Origin of the sequence: Roseicella frigidaeris, from assembly GCF_003258945.1 — a bacterium.
Lineage (GTDB): Bacteria > Pseudomonadota > Alphaproteobacteria > Acetobacterales > Acetobacteraceae > Paracraurococcus > Paracraurococcus frigidaeris.
On record NZ_QLIX01000007.1, the window covers coordinates 175,353 to 193,065 of the forward strand.

General features: G+C 73.2%; 17 protein-coding genes. 12 read left to right on the forward strand and 5 right to left on the reverse strand.

Annotated elements, in window-relative coordinates; translation table 11 throughout:
* The first annotated feature begins 50 nt into the window (after positions 1 to 50).
* The 7 genes from DOO78_RS12145 (at position 51) to DOO78_RS12175 (ending at position 7,504) form a co-directional block, all read left to right on the forward strand.
* A complete protein-coding gene (locus DOO78_RS12145) occupies positions 51 to 1,685 on the forward strand; it encodes an AMP-binding protein (RefSeq protein WP_243634520.1) in 1,635 nt (544 codons plus the stop codon).
* Entirely contained in the window at positions 1,685 to 2,647 is a 963-nt protein-coding gene (locus tag DOO78_RS12150; protein WP_111470029.1) for a Bug family tripartite tricarboxylate transporter substrate binding protein, read from the forward strand. Before DOO78_RS12145 ends, DOO78_RS12150 begins: the two co-directional genes overlap by 1 nt.
* Positions 2,637 to 3,317 carry a nitroreductase gene (locus DOO78_RS12155; RefSeq protein WP_207802877.1) on the forward strand — a complete coding sequence of 227 codons (681 nt, stop codon included), beginning with the start codon at positions 2,637 to 2,639 and terminating at the stop codon, positions 3,315 to 3,317. The genes DOO78_RS12150 and DOO78_RS12155 overlap by 11 nt, the downstream gene beginning before the upstream one ends.
* Positions 3,318 to 3,464: 147 nt before the next feature.
* Positions 3,465 to 3,686, forward strand: a complete 222-nt coding sequence (locus DOO78_RS12160; RefSeq protein ID WP_207802878.1) for a biotin/lipoyl-binding carrier protein — start codon at positions 3,465 to 3,467, stop codon at positions 3,684 to 3,686.
* A gap of 4 nt (positions 3,687 to 3,690) precedes the next feature.
* Positions 3,691 to 5,316, forward strand: coding sequence for an AMP-binding protein (locus tag DOO78_RS12165; RefSeq protein WP_111470032.1), 1,626 nt, complete (start codon positions 3,691 to 3,693; stop codon positions 5,314 to 5,316).
* On the forward strand, positions 5,316 to 5,954 hold the full coding sequence (locus DOO78_RS12170; protein WP_111470033.1) for a TetR/AcrR family transcriptional regulator: 639 nt from the start codon (positions 5,316 to 5,318) through the stop codon (positions 5,952 to 5,954). Before DOO78_RS12165 ends, DOO78_RS12170 begins: the two co-directional genes overlap by 1 nt.
* Positions 5,951 to 7,504, forward strand: coding sequence for an acyl-CoA carboxylase subunit beta (locus DOO78_RS12175; RefSeq protein ID WP_165838862.1), 1,554 nt, complete (start codon positions 5,951 to 5,953; stop codon positions 7,502 to 7,504). The genes DOO78_RS12170 and DOO78_RS12175 overlap by 4 nt, the downstream gene beginning before the upstream one ends.
* Before the next feature lie 15 nt (positions 7,505 to 7,519).
* On the opposite strand, the gene DOO78_RS12180 is transcribed toward DOO78_RS12175, so the two are convergent.
* From DOO78_RS12180 to DOO78_RS12200, 5 genes are all read right to left on the reverse strand, one after another.
* Positions 7,520 to 9,310, reverse strand: coding sequence for a thiamine pyrophosphate-requiring protein (locus DOO78_RS12180; protein ID WP_111470035.1), 1,791 nt, complete (start codon positions 9,308 to 9,310; stop codon positions 7,520 to 7,522).
* Between the two features lie 132 nt (positions 9,311 to 9,442).
* A complete protein-coding gene (locus DOO78_RS12185) occupies positions 9,443 to 9,799 on the reverse strand; it encodes a hypothetical protein (RefSeq protein ID WP_111470037.1) in 357 nt (118 codons plus the stop codon).
* A 27-nt stretch (positions 9,800 to 9,826) separates the two neighbouring features.
* A complete protein-coding gene (locus DOO78_RS12190) occupies positions 9,827 to 10,411 on the reverse strand; it encodes a histidine phosphatase family protein (protein WP_111470038.1) in 585 nt (194 codons plus the stop codon).
* A gap of 108 nt (positions 10,412 to 10,519) precedes the next feature.
* On the reverse strand, positions 10,520 to 11,137 hold the full coding sequence (locus DOO78_RS12195) for a glutathione S-transferase family protein (RefSeq protein WP_111470039.1): 618 nt from the start codon (positions 11,135 to 11,137) through the stop codon (positions 10,520 to 10,522).
* A gap of 243 nt (positions 11,138 to 11,380) precedes the next feature.
* Positions 11,381 to 12,313 carry a ribose-phosphate pyrophosphokinase gene (locus tag DOO78_RS12200; RefSeq protein WP_111470040.1) on the reverse strand — a complete coding sequence of 311 codons (933 nt, stop codon included), beginning with the start codon at positions 12,311 to 12,313 and terminating at the stop codon, positions 11,381 to 11,383.
* A gap of 261 nt (positions 12,314 to 12,574) precedes the next feature.
* Here DOO78_RS12200 and fliF point away from each other — a divergent pair, with 261 nt between their 5' ends.
* Genes fliF through DOO78_RS12225 form a run of 5 tightly spaced genes read left to right on the forward strand, consistent with a single transcriptional unit; the run spans position 12,575 to position 17,710 of the window.
* Positions 12,575 to 14,224: a flagellar basal-body MS-ring/collar protein FliF gene (gene fliF / locus DOO78_RS12205; RefSeq protein WP_111470042.1), complete on the forward strand. Its 1,650-nt coding sequence runs from the start codon at positions 12,575 to 12,577 to the stop codon at positions 14,222 to 14,224.
* 10 nt (positions 14,225 to 14,234) lie between these two features.
* The gene (fliG, locus tag DOO78_RS12210) at positions 14,235 to 15,239 is read left to right on the forward strand and encodes a flagellar motor switch protein FliG (RefSeq protein ID WP_111470043.1); all 1,005 of its coding nucleotides are present in this window, start codon (positions 14,235 to 14,237) and stop codon (positions 15,237 to 15,239) included.
* Entirely contained in the window at positions 15,236 to 15,943 is a 708-nt protein-coding gene (locus DOO78_RS12215; RefSeq protein ID WP_111470045.1) for a hypothetical protein, read from the forward strand. Before fliG ends, DOO78_RS12215 begins: the two co-directional genes overlap by 4 nt.
* Before the next feature lie 31 nt (positions 15,944 to 15,974).
* Positions 15,975 to 16,274: a flagellar motor switch protein FliN gene (fliN, locus tag DOO78_RS12220; RefSeq protein ID WP_243634523.1), complete on the forward strand. Its 300-nt coding sequence runs from the start codon at positions 15,975 to 15,977 to the stop codon at positions 16,272 to 16,274.
* A gap of 32 nt (positions 16,275 to 16,306) precedes the next feature.
* Positions 16,307 to 17,710, forward strand: coding sequence for a sigma-54 interaction domain-containing protein (locus DOO78_RS12225; RefSeq protein WP_111470047.1), 1,404 nt, complete (start codon positions 16,307 to 16,309; stop codon positions 17,708 to 17,710).
* The last annotated feature ends 3 nt before the right edge of the window (positions 17,711 to 17,713 follow it).

Here is a 17,713-nt window from a genome sequence, read left to right on the forward strand (position 1 = left end):
GCCGGAGCAGGCCGCCGGGGAGGAACGCCGTGCCATGACGGAGCGCCGAGGTGGCTGACCCAGGCGACGTGCCGCGCCTCGATCCGCGCATGCCGCCGCTCGACCGGTGCGTGCTGCGTCCGCTCCTCGAACGCCATGCGCGGGAGCGGCCGGAGAAGGAGGCCGTCGCCTTCGAGAACGGGCCGAGCTGGAGCTATGCCGAGTTGCGGACCCGCGTCGCGGCCGTGGCCGCCGGGCTGCAGCGCCAGGGGCTGCGCCAGGGCGACCACCTGCTGATCTGGCTACCGAACGGGCCCGAGGCGCTGCTGCTCTGGTTCGCCGCCAATTGGCTCGGCGCGGTGCAGGTGCCGCTCAACATCAGCTATCGCGGCCGCATCCTCGAACATGTGCTCGGCCTCGCCGATGCCGCGCTGATGGTCGCCGATGCGGCGCTGCTGGAGCGGCTGCAGGGGATCGCCCTGCCGCCGGCGCTCAGGCGCGTCGCGGTGGCCGGCGGCCCGGTGCGGCCCATCGCCGGCCTCGATGTCTTCGATGCCGAGGCGATCCTCGCCGCGACCGGCGAGCCGGCGCCGCCGCGCCCGATCATGCCCTGGGACACCCAGAGCATGATCTACACCTCCGGCACCACCGGCCCCTCCAAGGGCGTGCTCTGCTCCTACATGCACTACGCCAGCAGCGGCATGGCCTTCCCCTTCGTGCGGGAGGCGGATCGCGGGCTGGTCACCCTGCCGCTGTTCCACATGGGCGGCACCGGCTCGGTCTATCGCTACCTGCTGCACGGCGCGACGCTGGTGGTCGCGGAAGCCTTCCGCACCGGCAGCTTCTGGGAGGTGGTGCGGCGGGACCGGATCACCTGCGCCTCGCTGCTCGGCGCCATGACCGCCTTCCTGGTGAAGGCCCCGCCCTCGGCGCGCGACCGCGACCACACGCTGCGGGCGCTGACCATCGTGCCGCTGACCGAGGAGGCGACGCTCTTCCGCGAGCGCTTCGGCGTCGAGGTCTGGACCACCTTCAACATGACCGAGATCGCCTGCCCGATCTTCAGCGAGGCGAACCCGACCCGCATCGGCAGTTGCGGCCGGCCGCGCCCCGGCATCGCCGCCCGCATCGTCGACGAGCATGACTGCGAGGTGCCCGTCGGCGCGGTGGGCGAGCTGGTGCTGCGCAGCGAGGCGCCCTGGTCCATGAACCATGGCTACCACCGCAACCCGGAGGCGACGGCGCGGGCCTGGCGCAATGGCTGGTTCCATACCGGCGACGCCTTCCGCCGCGATGCGGCGGGCGAGTTCTACTTCGTCGACCGGATGAAGGATGCGATCCGCCGGCGCGGCGAGAACATCTCCTCCTTCGAGGTGGAGGCCGAGCTCTGCGCCCATCCGGCGGTGCGGGAGGCGGCGGTGGTCGCCGTGCCGAGCGAGTTCGCCGAGGACGAGGTGCTGGCGATCCTTGCCCCCGTTCCCGGCGCGACCATCGAGCCGCGGGAGCTGATCGCCTTCCTCACGCCGCGCCTGCCGCATTTCATGGTGCCGCGCTACCTGCGCATCCTGCCCGAGCTGCCGAAGACGCTGACCTCCAAGGTTGAGAAGCACCGGCTGCGGGCGGAGGGGATCACGCCCGAGACCTGGGACCGCGAGGCCGCCGGGCTGCGCCTCCGGCGCGAGACGCTGGCGCGGGAGGCCGGCTGATGCGCGCCCTCCTCGCCCTCCTGCTCGGCCTCCTCGCCCTGCCTGTCGCGGCGCCGGCGCAGGAGCCCGCGGCCCGGCCGCCGCGGCTGATGGCCGGCTTCGCCGCCGGCGGCACGCTCGACATCCTCGCCCGGCTGATGGCCGAGGGGATGACGCCGCTGCTCGGCCAGCGGGTGATCGTCGAGAACCGGCCCGGCGCCAATGGCATGATCGCGGCGGAGGCGGTGGCGCGCGGCCCGGCGGATGGCGCGACGCTGCTGGTCTGCCCCACCGGCAGCATGACCATCAGCCCGCAGCTTCCCGGCCTGACCCTGCCGATCGACCCGGTGCAGGACCTCGTCCCCGTCGCCAACATGATCACCACCCAGCATGCGATGGTGGTCGCGGCGAACGCGCCCTGGCGCAGCGTGGCGGAGCTGGTCGCCGCGGCGCGGGCGCAGCCGGGCACGGTCAGCTATGCCACCGCCGGGGCCGGCTCCGGCCAGCAATTGTCGGGCGCCTGGCTGGCCCGGCTCACCGGCACGGAGATGGTGCCGGTGCCCTATCGAGGCATGGCGCCGGCCATGCCCGACATCATCGCCGGCCGCACCGGCTTCGCCATCACCAATATCGGCGACGTCGCCGGTCAGCTCGCCAGCGGCGATCTCCGGCTGCTGGCGGTGGCGAGCGCCGGCGGCTCGCCGCTCTTCCCCGGGGCGCCCTTCCTCGGCGACCTCGTGCCGGGGATGGAGGTGAGCACCTGGATCGGCCTCTGCGCCCCGCGCGGCGTGCCGGCCCCGGTCCTTGCCCGCTGGCAGGCGGCGGTGCACGGCGCGCTGGAGAGCCCGCCGATCCGCAGCCGCCTGCTGGAGAGCGGCATGATCCCGCGCTTCGAGGACGCCGCCGCCTTCGCCCGCACCATGGCGGCGGACCGGGCGAAATGGGGCAGCGTGATCCGGGAGGCGAAGATCCGTGCCGACTGACCCGGCGATGCTGGAGGCGCTGCTGGACCGCCGCAGGAGCTGCCGCGGCTTCCGGCCGGAGCTGCTGCCGCAGGCGCTGATCGAGCGCATCCTGGTGATGGCGCAGCGCACGCCCTCCTGGACCAACAGCCAGCCCTGGCAGGTGGAGCTGCTCTCCGGCCCGGCCTTGGAGCGGTTCCGCGCCGCGCTGCACGCCCATGCGGCAGGCGGCGCGGCGCCGACGCCCGACATCCCCTTCCCGCGCGCGTATCGCGGCGTCTACCGCGAGCGGCGCCGCGAGACCGGCTTCGGCCTCTATGGCGCGCTCGGCATCGCGCGCGAGGACATGGCAGCGCGAAACCGCCAGGCGCTGGAAAACTTCCGCCTCTTCGGCGCGCCGCACCTGGCCCTCGTCACCACCGAGGAGGCGCTCGGGACCTATGGCGCGGTGGATTGCGGCGGCTATGTCGCCACCTTCATGCTGGCCGCCGAGGCGCTCGGCGTCGCCAGCATCGCCCAGGCCGCCATCGCCGGGCATGCCGGCTTCGTCCGCCAGCAACTCGGCCTGCCGGTGGAGCGGCAGCTCGTCTGCGGCATCGCCTTCGGGCGGGCCGACCCCGACCATCCCGCCAACGCCCTCCGCACCGGCCGTGCCGCGCTTGCAGAGGCGGTCACCTGGCGCGACGACTAGAGCGTGATTGCCTGAGGTGGACTCGCCGAAGGCGTGAATCACGTGACCAAACAACGCCCTGGACCATGCTCCGCGAACCGGAGCGAGCGGATCGTGGTCCAGAATCGGCGGCGTGAACCGGCGCCGCATTTGGTAGGAAGATCGTCCATGGCTATGATCCGCGTGAATTCCGAGATGGCCGGCAGCGTCTGGAAGCTGCTGGTGGCGGTCGGCGACGAGGTGGCGGAGGGCGCCGACCTGCTGCTGCTGGAATCGATGAAGATGGAGATCCCGGTCGCCGCCCCGGCCAAGGGCAAGGTGGCGGAGATCCGCGTCGAGGAGGGCGAGACGGTCGCCGAAGGCCAGCTCCTGCTGGTCCTGGCCAGCTAGCGGCGTGACCGACCCCCGGCTTCCCGCGGCGGCGGACTGCGTGCTGCGCGCGCTGGTCGATCACCGCGCCGCGGCGACGCCGGACCGGATCTATGCGCTCTTCGATGCCGATGGCACGCGCTGGACCTATGCCGACCTCGCCCGCTGGACGCGGCGCTTCGCCGCCGGCTTCCAGCGCCTCGGCGTGCGGCAGGGCGATATCGTCCTCACCTGGCTGCCGAACGGCCCGCATGCCCTGGCCGCCTGGTTTGGGCTGAACTATCTCGGCGCCGTCTCCATGCCGGTGAACACCGCCTATCGCGGCGCGCTGCTGCAGCATGTGGTCCGCCTCTCCGGAGCCCGGCTGCTGGTCGGCGATGCCCGGCTGCTGCCGCGGCTGGCCGAGATCGAGACCGGCCCGCTGCAACAGCTCGTCGCCATCGGCGAGGCGGCGGCGCCGGTCGGCAATCTCGTGCCGCTGTCCGAGGCGGTGCTGACCGGGGTTGGCGAGGAGTCCGACCCGCCGCCGTGTCCCATCCAGCCTTGGGACACGATGGCGGCGATCCTCACCTCCGGCACCACCGGCCCGTCCAAGGCCGTGCTCTGCTCCTATGCGCAGTGGTGGGCGGCGGCGAAGGCGCACACCTATCTCGATGCCGAGGACCGGCAGATGGTGACGCTGCCGCTGTTCCATGTCGGCGGCACCTCGCCCTGCTTCAACGCCCTGGTCCGCGGCGGCTCCATCGCCATGGTCTCCGCCTTCGACACCCGCAGCTTCTGGGACTCGGTGCGGCGCACCGGCACCACGGCGATGACGGTGCTCGGCACCATGGCCTCCTTCCTGGCGAGCCAGCCGCCCTCGCCGCAGGACCGCGACCATCCGCTGAAGAAGACGGTGATCATCCCGCTGAACCAGGCGGCGCTCGAATTCGGCCGGCGCTTCGGCGTGGCGTGGTACAGCACCTACAACATGACCGAGCTCTCCTGCCCGATCTTCACCGGCCGCAACCCGGAGGCGCTCGGCAGTTGCGGCCGGGTGCGGCCGGGCTACGCGGCGCGGGTGGTGGACGAGAATGATTGCGAGCTGCCGCCGGAGGCGGTGGGCGAGCTGGTGCTGCGCAGCGACATGCCCTGGGCCCTGAACCACGGCTATCACGGCAACCTGGAGGCGACGGCCCGCGCCTGGCGCAATGGCTGGTTCCATACCGGCGACGCCTTCCGCCGCGACGCCGAGGGCAATTTCTACTTCGTCGACCGGCTGAAGGATGCCATCCGCCGGCGCGGCGAGAACATCTCCTCCTTCGAGGTGGAGCGCGAGATCGCGGCGCATCCCGATATCCGCGAGGCCGCCGTCGTGCCGGTACCGGGCGAGCATGGCGAGGACGAGATCCTCGCCATCCTGTCCTGCCGCCTGGGCCGCGCGCCGGACCCGGTGGCGCTGATCGAATTTCTTCGCCCCCGCCTCGCGCATTTCATGATCCCGCGCTTCATCCGCTTCGTCGAGGCGCTGCCGATGACGCCGACGCAGAAGGTGGAGAAGCACCTGCTGCGCGCTGCCGGCCTTACCCCCGATACCTGGGACCGCGAGGCCGCCGGCCTCCGCATCCGCCGCGAAAGGCTGGACGCGGCGCCGCTCGGGCCGCCCGGCTGATGCAGCCACAGCCCGCCACGGCGCCGCGCCGCACCCAGCGGGACCGGCGCACCGACTCCGACGGCCGCCTGCTGGCGGCGGCGCTGCGCCTCGTCGCGCGCGGCGGCTCGGCGGGCACCAGCCTCGCCGCCATCGGGCTGGAAGCCGGCTTCAGCCGCGGCCTGCCGGCGGAGCGCTTCGGCAGCAAGGTGGCGCTGCTGCAGGCGCTGATCGACCGCATGGAGGCCTGGGCCGAGGAGAACGTCTTCGCCGGCCTGCCGGAGGAGGCTGGCCTCGATGGGCTGCTCACGCGCGTCGCGGCGCATTTCCACGGCTGCATGGCGGGGCCGGAGGCGGTGGGCGCGCTCTACATCCTCTGCATGGAATCGCTCACCGTGGTGCCGGAATTGCGGCCGCGCCTCGCCGCCTATTTCCAGGGCTACCGGCGGGCCTTCGAGCATCACATCCGCTGCGGCCAGCGCAAGGGCGAGATCCGCGCCGAGCTCGATCCGGCGGTCGAGGCCTCGCTGGTGCTCGGCCTGATCCGCGGGCTGGTGACGCAATGGCTGCTCGACCGGGACTCGATCGACCTGTCGCTGGCGACCCGCGCGGCGCTGGAGAGCTGCCGCCGCTCGCTGCGCGCCGAGGCGCGCGCATGAGCGGGGGCGATCGCCTCGCCGCGGTCGAGCGCGCCCGGGCGGCGCTGCAGGATGCGTCGCGCGGCGAGGCGCTGGCCCGGCAACGCGGGCGCGGCAAGCTGACGGCGCGGGAGCGCATCGCCGGCCTGCTCGATCCCGGCAGCTTCCGCGAGACCGGCGGCTTCGCCCTGGCCGAAGCGGAGGGCGCCGGCCCGCCGCCGCAGCCCGCCGATGGCGTCGTCACCGGCACCGGGCGGATCGAGGGGCGCGCCGTCGCCGTGCTGGCGCAGGATTTCAGCGTCGCGGGCGGCAGCATCGGCCGCATCGGCACGGCGAAGACGGTGCATGCGGTGGAGACCGCCATCGCCCGCGGCCTGCCGCTGGTGATGCTGCTCGATGGCGGCGGCCATCGCATCCAGGATGGCCAGGATGCGCGCAGCTTCGCCCATGCCAGCCCGTTGATCCGCACCCTCGCCCGCGCCTCGGGCTGGGTGCCGCTGGTCGCGCTCATGCTCGGCCCGGGCTTCGCCGCGCCGACCAATTTCGCCGGCTTCTCCGACCTCGTCGTCATGGTGCGCGGCCTGTCCACCATGGGCATGGCCGGGCCCGCCCTGGTGAAGGCGGCGACCGGCGAGGCGCTGGACCAGGAGGCGCTCGGCGGCGCGGCGCTGCAGGCCGGGGCGCAGGGGCTGGCGGATCTCGCGGTGGAGACCGAGGCCGAGGCGCTGGCCCTCGCCCGCCGCTTCCTCGGCTACCTGCCCGCCAATGCCCGCGCCGCGCCGCCGCATGCCCCCTGCGACGATCCGGCGGAGCGGCGCGAGGAGGCGTTGCTCACCCTGGTGCCGGAGGATCGTCGCAAGGGCTTCGACGTGCGCGAGGCCATCGCCGGCATCGCCGATCGCGGCAGCGTGCTGGAGCTGAAGCCGCGCCATGCGGCGAATATGGTCACCGCCCTCGCCCGCCTGGATGGCCGGCCGGTCGGCATCCTCGCCAACCAGTCGCTGCGGCTCGGCGGCATCATCGACGCGGCGGCGGCCGAGAAGGGCGCGCGCTTCATCGCCTTCTGCGACGCCTACGGGTTGCCGCTGGTCTCGCTGATCGACGTGCCCGGCTTCCTGATCGGCTCCGCCGCCGAGCGCAGCCGCCTCGGCCGGCGCAGCGCCAAGCTTCCCTTCGAATGGGCGCATGCGACGGTGCCGCGCATCTCCGTGGTGCTGCGCAAGGGCTACGGCCTCGGCTACATCGCCATGGCGGGCGGCCGCAGCATGGAGGCCGATGCCGCCTTCGCATGGCCGAGCGCCGAGATCTGCGCCATGTCGATCGAGGGTTCGGTCGACATCGCCCATCGCCGGGAGGTGGAGGCGGCCCCTGACCCGGCGGCGCACCGCCAGGCGCTGATCGAGGGCATCCGCGCCCGCACCGGTGCCCTGCGCGCGGCGGAAGGCTTCGGCCTCGACGACGTGATCGATCCGCGCGACACCCGCGCGCGGATCATCGAGGTGCTGCGGCAGTGCGAGACCCGCAGGCATGGCGGGCTGCCGCCGAAGAAGCGCGCCATCCCGCCGATCTGATACCGCCCGGGCCGGCTACTTCTTGCCCGGCAACACGCTGCTCAGCACCTGCTTGGCGGTGTTGACGATCACGCTGCCCTCCTCCGGATCCGGGCTGAGCAGGGTGGAGGTGAAAGCCTTCATCTGCGCGAGGGTGATGTGCGGCGGCAGCGGCGGCACGTTCGGGTCGGTCCTGACCTCCAGCACCACCGGCCGGTCGGCGGCGAGCGCTTCCTCCCAGGCCGGGCCCAGGCGCTCGGGATCCTCGACCAGGATGCCCCGCAGCCCGATCAGCTCGGCGAAGCGGTGATAGGGAACGTCCGGGATGCTTTGCGTCGCCTCGAATTTCGGGTCGCCCTCCTGCACCCGCTGCTCCCAGGTCACCTGGTTCAGGTCCTGGTTGTTGAAGACGCAGCACACCCAGCACGGGCTGGCCCAGTCCTTCCAGTATTTCGCCACCGTGATCAGCTCGGCCATGTTGTTCATCTGCATGGCGCCGTCGCCGACCAGGGCGACGACCGGGCGGTCGGGATGCGCGAGCTTGGCGGCGATCGCATAGGGCACGGCCGCCCCCATCGAGGCGAGGCCGCCGGAGAGCGAGGCCATCATGCCGCGCCGCATCTTCACGTCCCGTGCATACCAGTTGGCGCAGGAGCCGCTGTCGCTGGTGACGATGGCCCGCTCCGGCAGCCGCGGCGAGAGCTCCCAGGTCACCCGCTGCGGATTGACCGGCTTGGCCGACTGCATCGCCCGGTCCTCCAGCACGCCCCACCAATCGCGCACCTCCTTCTCGATCCGCTTGCGCCAGGAGCGGTCCTGCTTCTGCTCGAGCAGCGGCAGCAGCGCTCGCAGCGTCTCGGCGCTGTCGCCGACCAGGTTCACCTCCATCGGGTAGCGCAGGCTGAGCATCCCCGGATCGATATCGATCTGGACGCCGCGCGCCTGCCCTTCCTTCGGCAGGAACTCGGAATAGGGAAAGCCGGAGCCCACCATGAGCAGCGTGTCGCAGCCATTCATCAGGTCCCAGCTCGGCTTCGTGCCGAGCAGGCCGATGGAGCCGGTGACCCAGGGCAGGTCATCCGGCAGCGCCGCCTTGCCCAACAGCGCCTTGGCGACGCCGGCCTGCAGCCGGTCGGCCACTGCGATCACCTCGTCGCTCGCCTGCAACGCGCCGGCCCCGACCAGCATGGCGACGCGCTTGCCGGCATTCAGCGCCTCGGCCGCGCGATGCAGATCGGCCTCGTAGGGCACGACCTTCGGCGCCGCGTAGCCGATGCCGGAATGCACCGTGCCGTGCTTGCGCGGCGGCGCCTCATAGGGCTCGTCCTGCAGGTCGTTGGGAAAGACGAGGGCGGTGACGCGCCGCTCGGCCGTGGCGATGCGCACCGCCCGGTCGATGAGGTGCCGCACCTGCGGCGGCGTCATCGCCTGCTGCACGAAGGCGCCGGCGACATCCTTGAGCATCGCCGGTAGGTCGAGCTCCTGCTGGTAGTGCCCGCCGACCGCGGCGCGCGCCTGCTGCCCGACGATCGCCAGCACCGGCTGGTGGTCGAGCCGGGCGTCGTAAAGACCGGTGACGAGATGCGAGGCGCCGGGCCCCGAGGTGGCGAGGCAGACCCCGAGCTCGCCGGTGAACTTGGCATGGGCGGAGGCCATGAAGGCCGCCATCTCCTCGTGCCGCACCTGCACGAAGGCGATCTTGTCGGTGCCGAAGCGGTTCAGCGCCCCGAGCAAGCCGTTGATGCCGTCGCCGGGATAGCCGAAGACGCGCCGCACGCCCCAGGCATGCAGCCGCTCCCAGAAGAAATCGCCGACCGTCTGACTCATCCGGGCGCTCCGTCCTGCCGACGGGCCTGCGCGTCCATGCCGGCATGACCCGTGCTCGCGCTCTTCAACGGTCCTGGCGCGGCACCGTCGCGAGACATTCCGGCCTCTCGCGCCGGTGCCGGACGGAGCCTCTCAGCGCCGCGGCCGGGAGGCGCCGGGCTGGCCTTCGAGCCGCCGCAGCGCCCGCCGCAGCAGCCAGCCGCGCAGGCCGGTCGCCCGCTCGAGCGCCGCGCGCAGCGTCTTCAGCTCGCCCTCGGCGCGGGAGCGCGCGAGGGCGGCCTCCACGGCGAGGCCGCGGGCCACCTTCTGCCCCTCCTCGAGCTCGGCGATCCGCCGCGCCGCCAGCGGCTCGCCGGCGCCCTGCTCGAGCTGCTGGATGCGCGTGCGCGCCTGGGTCAGCTCGCGGCGCAGCCGGTCGATCTCGCTGCGCAGCTCGGCGAAGCCGCCTTCGGCCTGGGGGGCGCTCCTGCGCGGTGGGCGTCGGCTCATCGGTCCTCGCTTCCGGCCGGGCGGCGCTCAGGCCTCCGCGGCCAGCGCCACCGGGGCCAGGTCCCAGGCCTTGGCGCCGCCCGCGGGCGGGGTGCAGCGGATGGGCAGGGCATTCGGCGTGCGAACATTCGGCTCGTGCCCGAAGGCGAGCCGCAGGGCGCGGAAGAGCGCGCCATGCGCCACCACCAGCACCGGTCCGGGCTTCGCCGTCGCCCGGTTCACCGCCGCCACCGCGCGGGCGAGCAGCGTGGCGAAATCCTCCGCCCCCGCGGGCGTATAGGTCCCGGCGATCCAGTCATCGTACCAGTCGCCCATCGGCTTGCCTTCCTGCTCGCCGAAATTGACCTCCTGCAGCCCTTCGTCGAAGACGACGGGCAGGCCGAGCGCCTCGGCGGCGATCTCCGCCGTCCGCCGCGCCCGCACCAGCGGCGAGGCGATGATAGTGGCGATGCCGCCGATGCCCCGCAGCGTGCGCGCCGCCCGCTCCGCCTGGGCGAGGCCGACGGCGTTCAGGGGAATGTCGGTGCGGCCCTGGGACAGGCCCTGCGCATTCCAGTCGGTCTCGCCATGGCGCAGAAACCAGAAGGGGATCGGGGTCAGGCTCTCCGCCATGCGGTCCTCATCTTCCTCACGGGCCGGCCCCTGTTGCCGCCGCCGGCCCGTGGCGGTCAAGCCTGCCCGGCCCGGCCGGCGGCCGGAGACGCGGCAGGGACGCCCTGGTCAGGCCAGGCCTTCGGCCTTCAGCACCCGCTGCACCGAGGGCCGCGCCTTCATGCGCTCGTAGTGCTTCGCCACATGCGCCGGCAGGGGCTTCTTCAGCCGGTCGGCCCACCAGAAGGAGAGATAGAACAAGGCGCTGTCGGCGAAGGAGAACTCGCCGAGCAGCCAGTCCTTGCCCTCGAGCGCCTTGTCGAACACCCCGAGGCCCTTGGTGAAGATCTCCTCGCCGCGCGCCTTCACCGCGGCCTGGTCGTCCTCGGAGGAGGCGAAATTCGCGGGGCGGAAGATCCGCGAGAAGCCCTGCATGTGCAGCGTGGCGACGGCGTAGTCGGTGAACTCCAGCGCCCGGGCCAGGCCCTCGGCCCCCTGCGGCAGCAGCTTCGCCTCGGGGAAGGTGCTGGCGAGCCAGACGGCGATCGCCGGATACTCGGTCAGCACGCTGCCGTCGTCGCGGACCAGGGTCGGGACCTTGGATTTCGGGTTGATCGCGGTGAAGCCCGGCTGGAACTGGCCGCCATCCCGCAGATTCACCGCCTCGGCCTCGTAGGGCTTGCCGATCTCCTCGAGCAGGACATGGATGCCGATGGAACAGGCGCCGGGCGCGTAATACAGTTTCATGCGTTGTCCTCCGCAGGTCTTGGCGCGCCGAGGTTACCGGCCGCTGCCGCCTTGCACAGCCCCAACCCCGGCCTTCACGCTTGCGCGACAGGGGTTACGGCCCCGGCATGATCTGATAGGTTGATTAAGGGCGCCTGCGATCCACCGTACTGCCGGCCGAAGACACTCCACGGGGCCCCGAAGGGAAACCAACACCCGCTTCGGGATCGCCGGCGCCCGCCTTCCGAGAGCCCGCCCGCTGCGTCAGTTGAACAGCGAGGAGACGGAGCTCTCGTCGGAGATCCGGCGCACCGCCTCCGCCATCAGCGGGGCGATGGTGATCTGGCGGATGTTCGAGGAAATCCGCACCGCCTCGGTGGCCAGGATGCTGTCCGTCACCGTCATGTTCTCGATCGGCGAGGCCCCGACCCGGGCAACCGCGCCGCCCGAGAAGACGCCGTGCGTCACATAGACCGAGACGCCGTTGGCGCCGTTCTTGATGAGCGCCTCGGCGGCGTTGCACAGCGTGCCGCCGGAATCGACGATATCGTCGATCAGGATGCAATGCCGGCCGTCGACCTCGCCGATGACGTTCATCACCTCGGAGACGCCGGCCCGCGGCCGGCGCTTGTCGATGATGGCGAGATCGGTGTGCAGCCGCGCCGCCAGCGCCCGGGCGCGCACCACGCCGCCGACATCCGGGCTGACCACCATCAGCTCGCGGCCGCGGTAGCGCTCCTGGATGTCGCGGGTGAAGAGCGGCGCGGCGAAGAGGTTGTCGACCGGGATGTCGAAGAAGCCCTGGATCTGCGCCGCGTGCAGATCCATCGTCAGCACCCGGTGGGCGCCGGCCGCGGTGATGAGGTTCGCCACCAGCTTGGCCGAGATCGGGGTGCGGGAGCCGGATTTCCGGTCCTGCCGGGCATAGCCGAAATAGGGGATCACCGCCGTCACCCGCCGCGCGCTCGCCCGGCGCAGCGCATCCAGCGTGATCAGCAGCTCCATCAGGTTGTCGTTCGCCGGGTAGCTGGTGCTCTGCACCACGAAGACGTCCTCGCCCCGGACGTTCTCGTTGATCTCGACGAAGACCTCCATGTCCGCGAAGCGCCGGATGGAGGCGCTGGTCAGCGGCAGGCCGAGCGCGGCCGCGACCGCTTCGGCCAGGGGACGGTTGCTGTTGCAGGCGACGATCTTCATGGTCCGCCGGACCCTCTCTCCACGCGACCCGAGCGCCGCCGATGCACCGCTTTCCGCACGGTGGGCGGGACATATCAAGCTGACGAAACCGTGTAAATCGCGCTCGCTGCGGGGCTGTGTCCCGCCGGCCGGGCGGCTTTACCGCTTCGAAACCCTCCATGCGGCAAATCTTGCCTCCCGGCGGCGCCCTGCCCCCGCCCGCCCAGCCCGCGGGCGGCGGCAGGCCCGCCAGCGCCGGGACGGGTCACAGGAGGTGGCTGCATGGGCGGGGTGATCGCCGGGCTGAAGGCGCTCGGGCCGAAGCGGCTGCTCGCCCTGGGCGGCGTCGGGCTGGCCCTGCTCGGCCTCCTGGCGGCGCTGGCGCTGCGGGCCGGCGAGACGGAGATGACCCCGCTCTTCGGCGAGCTGGAGCCGCGGGATGCCGCCGCGGTCGTCGCCGCCCTCGAGCGGCAGAAGATCCCCTATCGCCTCGCCGCCGGGGGCACCCAGGTGCTGGCCCCGGCCGAGCAGGCGCCACGGCTTCGCCTGCTGCTGGCGCGCGAGGGGCTGCCGGCCGGCGGCGGCGTCGGCTGGGAGATCTTCGATCGCGGCGAGAGCCTGACCACCACGCCCTTTCAGCAGGATGTGAACAAGCTGCGCGCCCTGGAGGGCGAGCTGGCCCGCACCATCCGCGGCCTGGCCGGGGTGCGCGCCGCCCGCGTGCATCTGGTCCTGCCCCGGCGCGAGGCCTTCTCGCGCGAGCGCGGCGAGGCGCAGGCGAGCGTGGTGCTGGCCATGCAGGGCACCCAGCGGCTGGATGCCGAGGGCGTGCAGGCGGTGCTGCACCTGGTCGCCACCGCCGTGCCGGGGCTGAAGCCGCAGCACATCTCCATCGTCGACAGCCGCGGCACCCTGCTCGCCCGCGGCGGCCAGACCCTTGCCGGCGCCGCCATGACCCAGTCGCAGGAGGAGCTGCGCCGCGCCCAGGAGATGCGGGTCGGCCGCGCCGTCGAGGAGCTGCTGGAGCGCAGCCTCGGCGCCGGACGGGTGCGGGCCGAGGCGACGGTCGAGATGGATTTTGACCGTATCGAGACGCGCGAGGAACGCTTCGATCCGGACAACCAGGTGGCCCGCAGCCAGCAGAGCAGCAGCGAGCAGAACCGCGGCGCCGAGCCGCCGCCGACGACCGTCGCCGGCAACTTGCCCGGCGCCGAGCCCGCCGGCGGGGGCGCCAGCCAGGAGAACCGCTCGGAGGAGACCACGAATTTCGAGATCGGCCGCACCACCCGCAGCACGCTGCGCGAGCATCCGGTGATCCGCCGCATCTCCCTCGCCGTGCTGGTCGATGGCGTGACCGAGCCGGCCGAGGGCGGCGGCGCGCCGCGCTGGCGCGAACGCAGCGCCGAGGAGCTGGCCCGCATCGCCGCCCTGGCGCGCAGCGCCATCGGCTTCGACGAGAAGCGCGGCGACAAGGTCGAGGTCGTCTCCATGCGCTTCGCCGAGGAGGCGGTGAGCACCGAGCCGGCCGAGGGCTTCCTCGGCCTGCCGCTCTCCCCTGCCCTCGGCGCCCGGCTGGCCGAGAGCGCCATGCTGGCCCTCGTCGCCCTCATCGCCATCCTGCTGGTCGGCCGCCCGGTGGTTGGCCGCATCACCGCGAGCCTGATGCCGGTGCCGGTGCCGGCGCTGGCCGGGGCGGACGGCGCCCCGGTGGGCGCCTCCGTTGGCGCGGCGGAGGCGGCGGCAGCGCTGCCCGGCGGCGAGACCGCCGCCCTGCCGCCCGGCGCCGCCGGCGAGGGCATGGTCAGCCTCGCGCATGTGCAGGGGCAGATGCGCGCCTCCTCCCTCCATGCCCTCGTGCATCTCGTCCAGAGCCACCCGGACGAGAGCCTCGCGGTGATCCGACGGTGGCTCGACCCGGAGAACGCCCGATGAGGTCCGCACCATGACCGGCAGCCGCCCGCTGACCGGGCCGCAGAAGGCCGCTGCCTTCATGCTCGCCCTCGGCGAGGAGCATGCCGCCGCGCTCTTCGCCCGCATGCACGAGGACGAGATCCGCGACCTCTCGGCCGCCATGGCCTCGCTCGGCACCGTGCCGGCCGCGGCGATCGAGGAGCTCTGCCGTGAATTTGGCGACAATCTCGGCCAGGCCGGCGCCCTGGTCGGCAGCTACGAGAGCACCGAGCGGCTGCTGCTGAAGACGCTGCCGAAGGAGCGCGTCGCCCAGATCATGGAGGAGATCCGCGGCCCCGCGGGCCGCACCATGTGGGACAAGCTGGGCAACGTGAACGAGGCGGTGCTGGCGAACTACCTGAAGAACGAATACCCGCAGACCGTCGCCGTCGTGCTCACCAAGGTCCGCAGCGACCATGCGGCCCGCGTGCTCTCCCTGCTGCCGGAGGGCTTCGCCATGGAGGTCGTCATGCGCATGCTGCGCATGGAGACGGTGCAGAAGGAGGCGCTCGAGGGCGTCGAGCGGACGCTGAAGGCGGAGTTCATGTCGAACCTCGCCCGCTCGCAGAGGCGCGACGCGCACGAGATGATGGCGGAGATCTTCAACAACCTCGACCGCCAGGCCGAGAGCCGCATCCTCGCTGCGCTCGAGGAGCGCAACCGCGAATCGGCCGAGCGCATCCGCGGCCTCATGTTCACCTTCGAGGATCTGCAGCGGGTGGACGGTGCCGGGCTGCAGGCGCTGTTGCGGGCGGTGGAGAAGGACAAGCTGGCCCTGGCGCTGAAGGGCGCCTCGGAGCAGCTGCGCGAGATGTTCATGCGCAACCTCACCGAACGGGCCGCCAAGCTGCTGCGCGACGACATCGCCGCCCTCGGCCCGGTGCGCCTGCGCGACGTGGACGAGGCGCAGGCGACCATCGTGCTGCTCGCCAAGGACATGGCGGCGCAGGGCCAGATCCAGCTCCAGGACGGCCGCGAGGAGGAGATGGTGCCATGAGCGAGGCCTGGCTGCCGCTCCGCACGCCGGTGCGCCCGGCGCCGCCCTTCGAACCGACACTGCCCGCGGCGGCCGCGCCGGCGCGGCCGCGCCTCGCCCTCGTCATCCCGGATTTCGACGCGCCGGCGGCACCGCCGCCGCCCGCCCCCGACGCCGCCCAGGCCGAGGCGGAAGCGGCCGCCCAGGCCGCCGCGGCCCTCGAGGCCCGTCTGGCCGCGGCGCGCGAGGCCGGGCTTGCCGAAGGCGAGGCGCGTGCCCGCGCCGAGGCCGCCGATGCTCTCGCGGCGCGGGAGGCGGCGGCGCTGGAGCGCATCGCGGCGGTGCTGGACGCGGCGGCAGCCGAGGCGCGCGACGCGGCGCCGGAGGCGGCCGAGGCGCTGGCCGGGCTGCTGCTCGCCGCCCTCGACGCCGCCCTGCCCGAAGCCGCGGCCAGGCTCGCGCCCGAGGCGGCGGCCCGTCTCGCCACCGAGCTGCGGCCGCTGCTCGAGGAGGGCATCGCGGTGACGCTGCGCGTCGCGCCAGGATGCGCCGCCGCGGCGGCGGCGCGCATCGGCGATGCGCGACTCGCCGTCACCGAGGATCCGGCATTGCCGCCGGGCGATGCCGCCGCCGCCTGGCGCGGCGGCGGGGCGGCGCTCTCGCTCGCGGCGCGGCGCCAGGCCGTCGCCGGGTTGCTGCACGCATTCGATCTGCTGGAGGGCTAAGGGCATGGCGGAGGGCGCTGGCTTCGAATCGATGACGGCCGCGGAGGCCGGCGGCGCGCGCGCCGCCACGGGCAACGCCGCCCGCGACCTCGAGGCGGTCTACGACATCCCGGTGCAGGTCAGCGCCGTGCTCGGCCGCGCCACCATGCAGGTTTCGCAGCTCCTCAAGCTCGGCCGCGGCGCGGTGGTGGAGCTCGACCGCAAGCTCGGCGAGGCGGTGGACATCTACGTCAACAACCGCCTCGTCGCGCGCGGCGAGGTGGTGATGGTCGATGACAACCGCCTCGGCGTGACGATGACCGAGATCGTCAAGTCGGACCGGCAGGGCTGAACGATGCCCATCCCCTCCCCAGGCGAGCGCCCATGACGCGGCTCCTCATCATCGGCGGGCTCGCGGCCGAGCTCGGCCAGGCCGCCCGCATCGCCCAGGCGCGCGGCGCCCGCATCGCCCAGGCGGATGGGCCGGCCGCGGCCCTGGCGCGGCTGCGCTCGGAAGGCGCCGACCTCGTCCTCTGCGAGCTGACCCACGACATCGCCTGGCTGATGGAGCGGCTGGCCGCCGAGCGCATCGCCTGCCCGGTCATCGCCTGCGGCCACAATGCCGATGCCGCCGCGGCGGTCCGCGCCATCCAGGCCGGCGCCCGCGAATTCCTCCCCCTGCCGCCGGATGCCGAGCTGATCGCCGCCATGCTGCAGGCGGTCTCGGGCGAGGCCGAGGGGCCGGTGCACCGCGACCCGGCGATGGGCGCGCTGCTCGCCCGCGCCGAGGCGCTGGCCCGCGCCGAGGCCAGCATCCTCGTCACCGGCGAGAGCGGCACCGGCAAGGAGGTGCTGGCCCGCTACCTCCATGCCCATTCCCGCCGCGCCCGCGGCCCCTTCGTCGCCCTCAACTGCGCCGCGCTGCCGGAGACGCTGCTGGAGAGCGAGCTCTTCGGCCATGAGAAGGGGGCCTTCAGCGGTGCCGTCGCGGCGCGCAAGGGCAAGTTCGAGCAGGCCGATGGCGGCACGCTGCTGCTCGACGAGATCGGCGAGATGGACCCGCGCCTGCAGGCCAAGCTGCTGCGGGTGATCCAGGAGCGCGAGGTGGACCGGCTGGGCGGCACCGCGCCGGTCAAGGTGGATGTCCGCCTGCTGGCCGCGACCAACCGCGACCTCGGCGCCGAGGTGCGGGCGGGGCGCTTCCGCGAGGACCTCTACTTCCGCCTCAACGTCGTCGCCCTGCACATCCCGCCGCTGCGCGAGCGGCCGGGCGATATCGGCGCCCTGGCGGCGCATTTCGCCCGCCGCTTCGCCGAAGCCAATGGACTGCCGGTGCGGCCCCTCGCGCCGGCCGCCGAGGCGGCGCTGCTGGCGCATCCCTGGCCGGGCAATGTCCGCGAGCTGGAGAACACGCTGCACCGCGCGGTGCTGCTGGCCGAGGGGGGCTGGATCGGGCCGGAGGCGATCGAGCTGACGCCCTTGCCTCCGGCCGCGCCGGCCACGGAGGCGGCCCTGGCGCCTGCCCGGCCCGGCGCGCCAGCCCTGGCCACGGCCCCGGGTGGCGTCGCCGGCCTGGTGGGACGGCGGATGGAGGAGGTGGAGCGGGACCTGATCCTCGAGACGCTGACCCATTGCCTCGGCAACCGCACCCGCGCCGCGGAGATCCTCGGCATCTCGATCCGGACGCTGCGCAACAAGCTGCACGAATACCGCGCCCAGGGCGCCCCGGTGCCGGTCGCGCCGGGCAGCGGGATGCTGCCCGTCCTTCCCGCCGGGCCGGGCCGCTAGCGC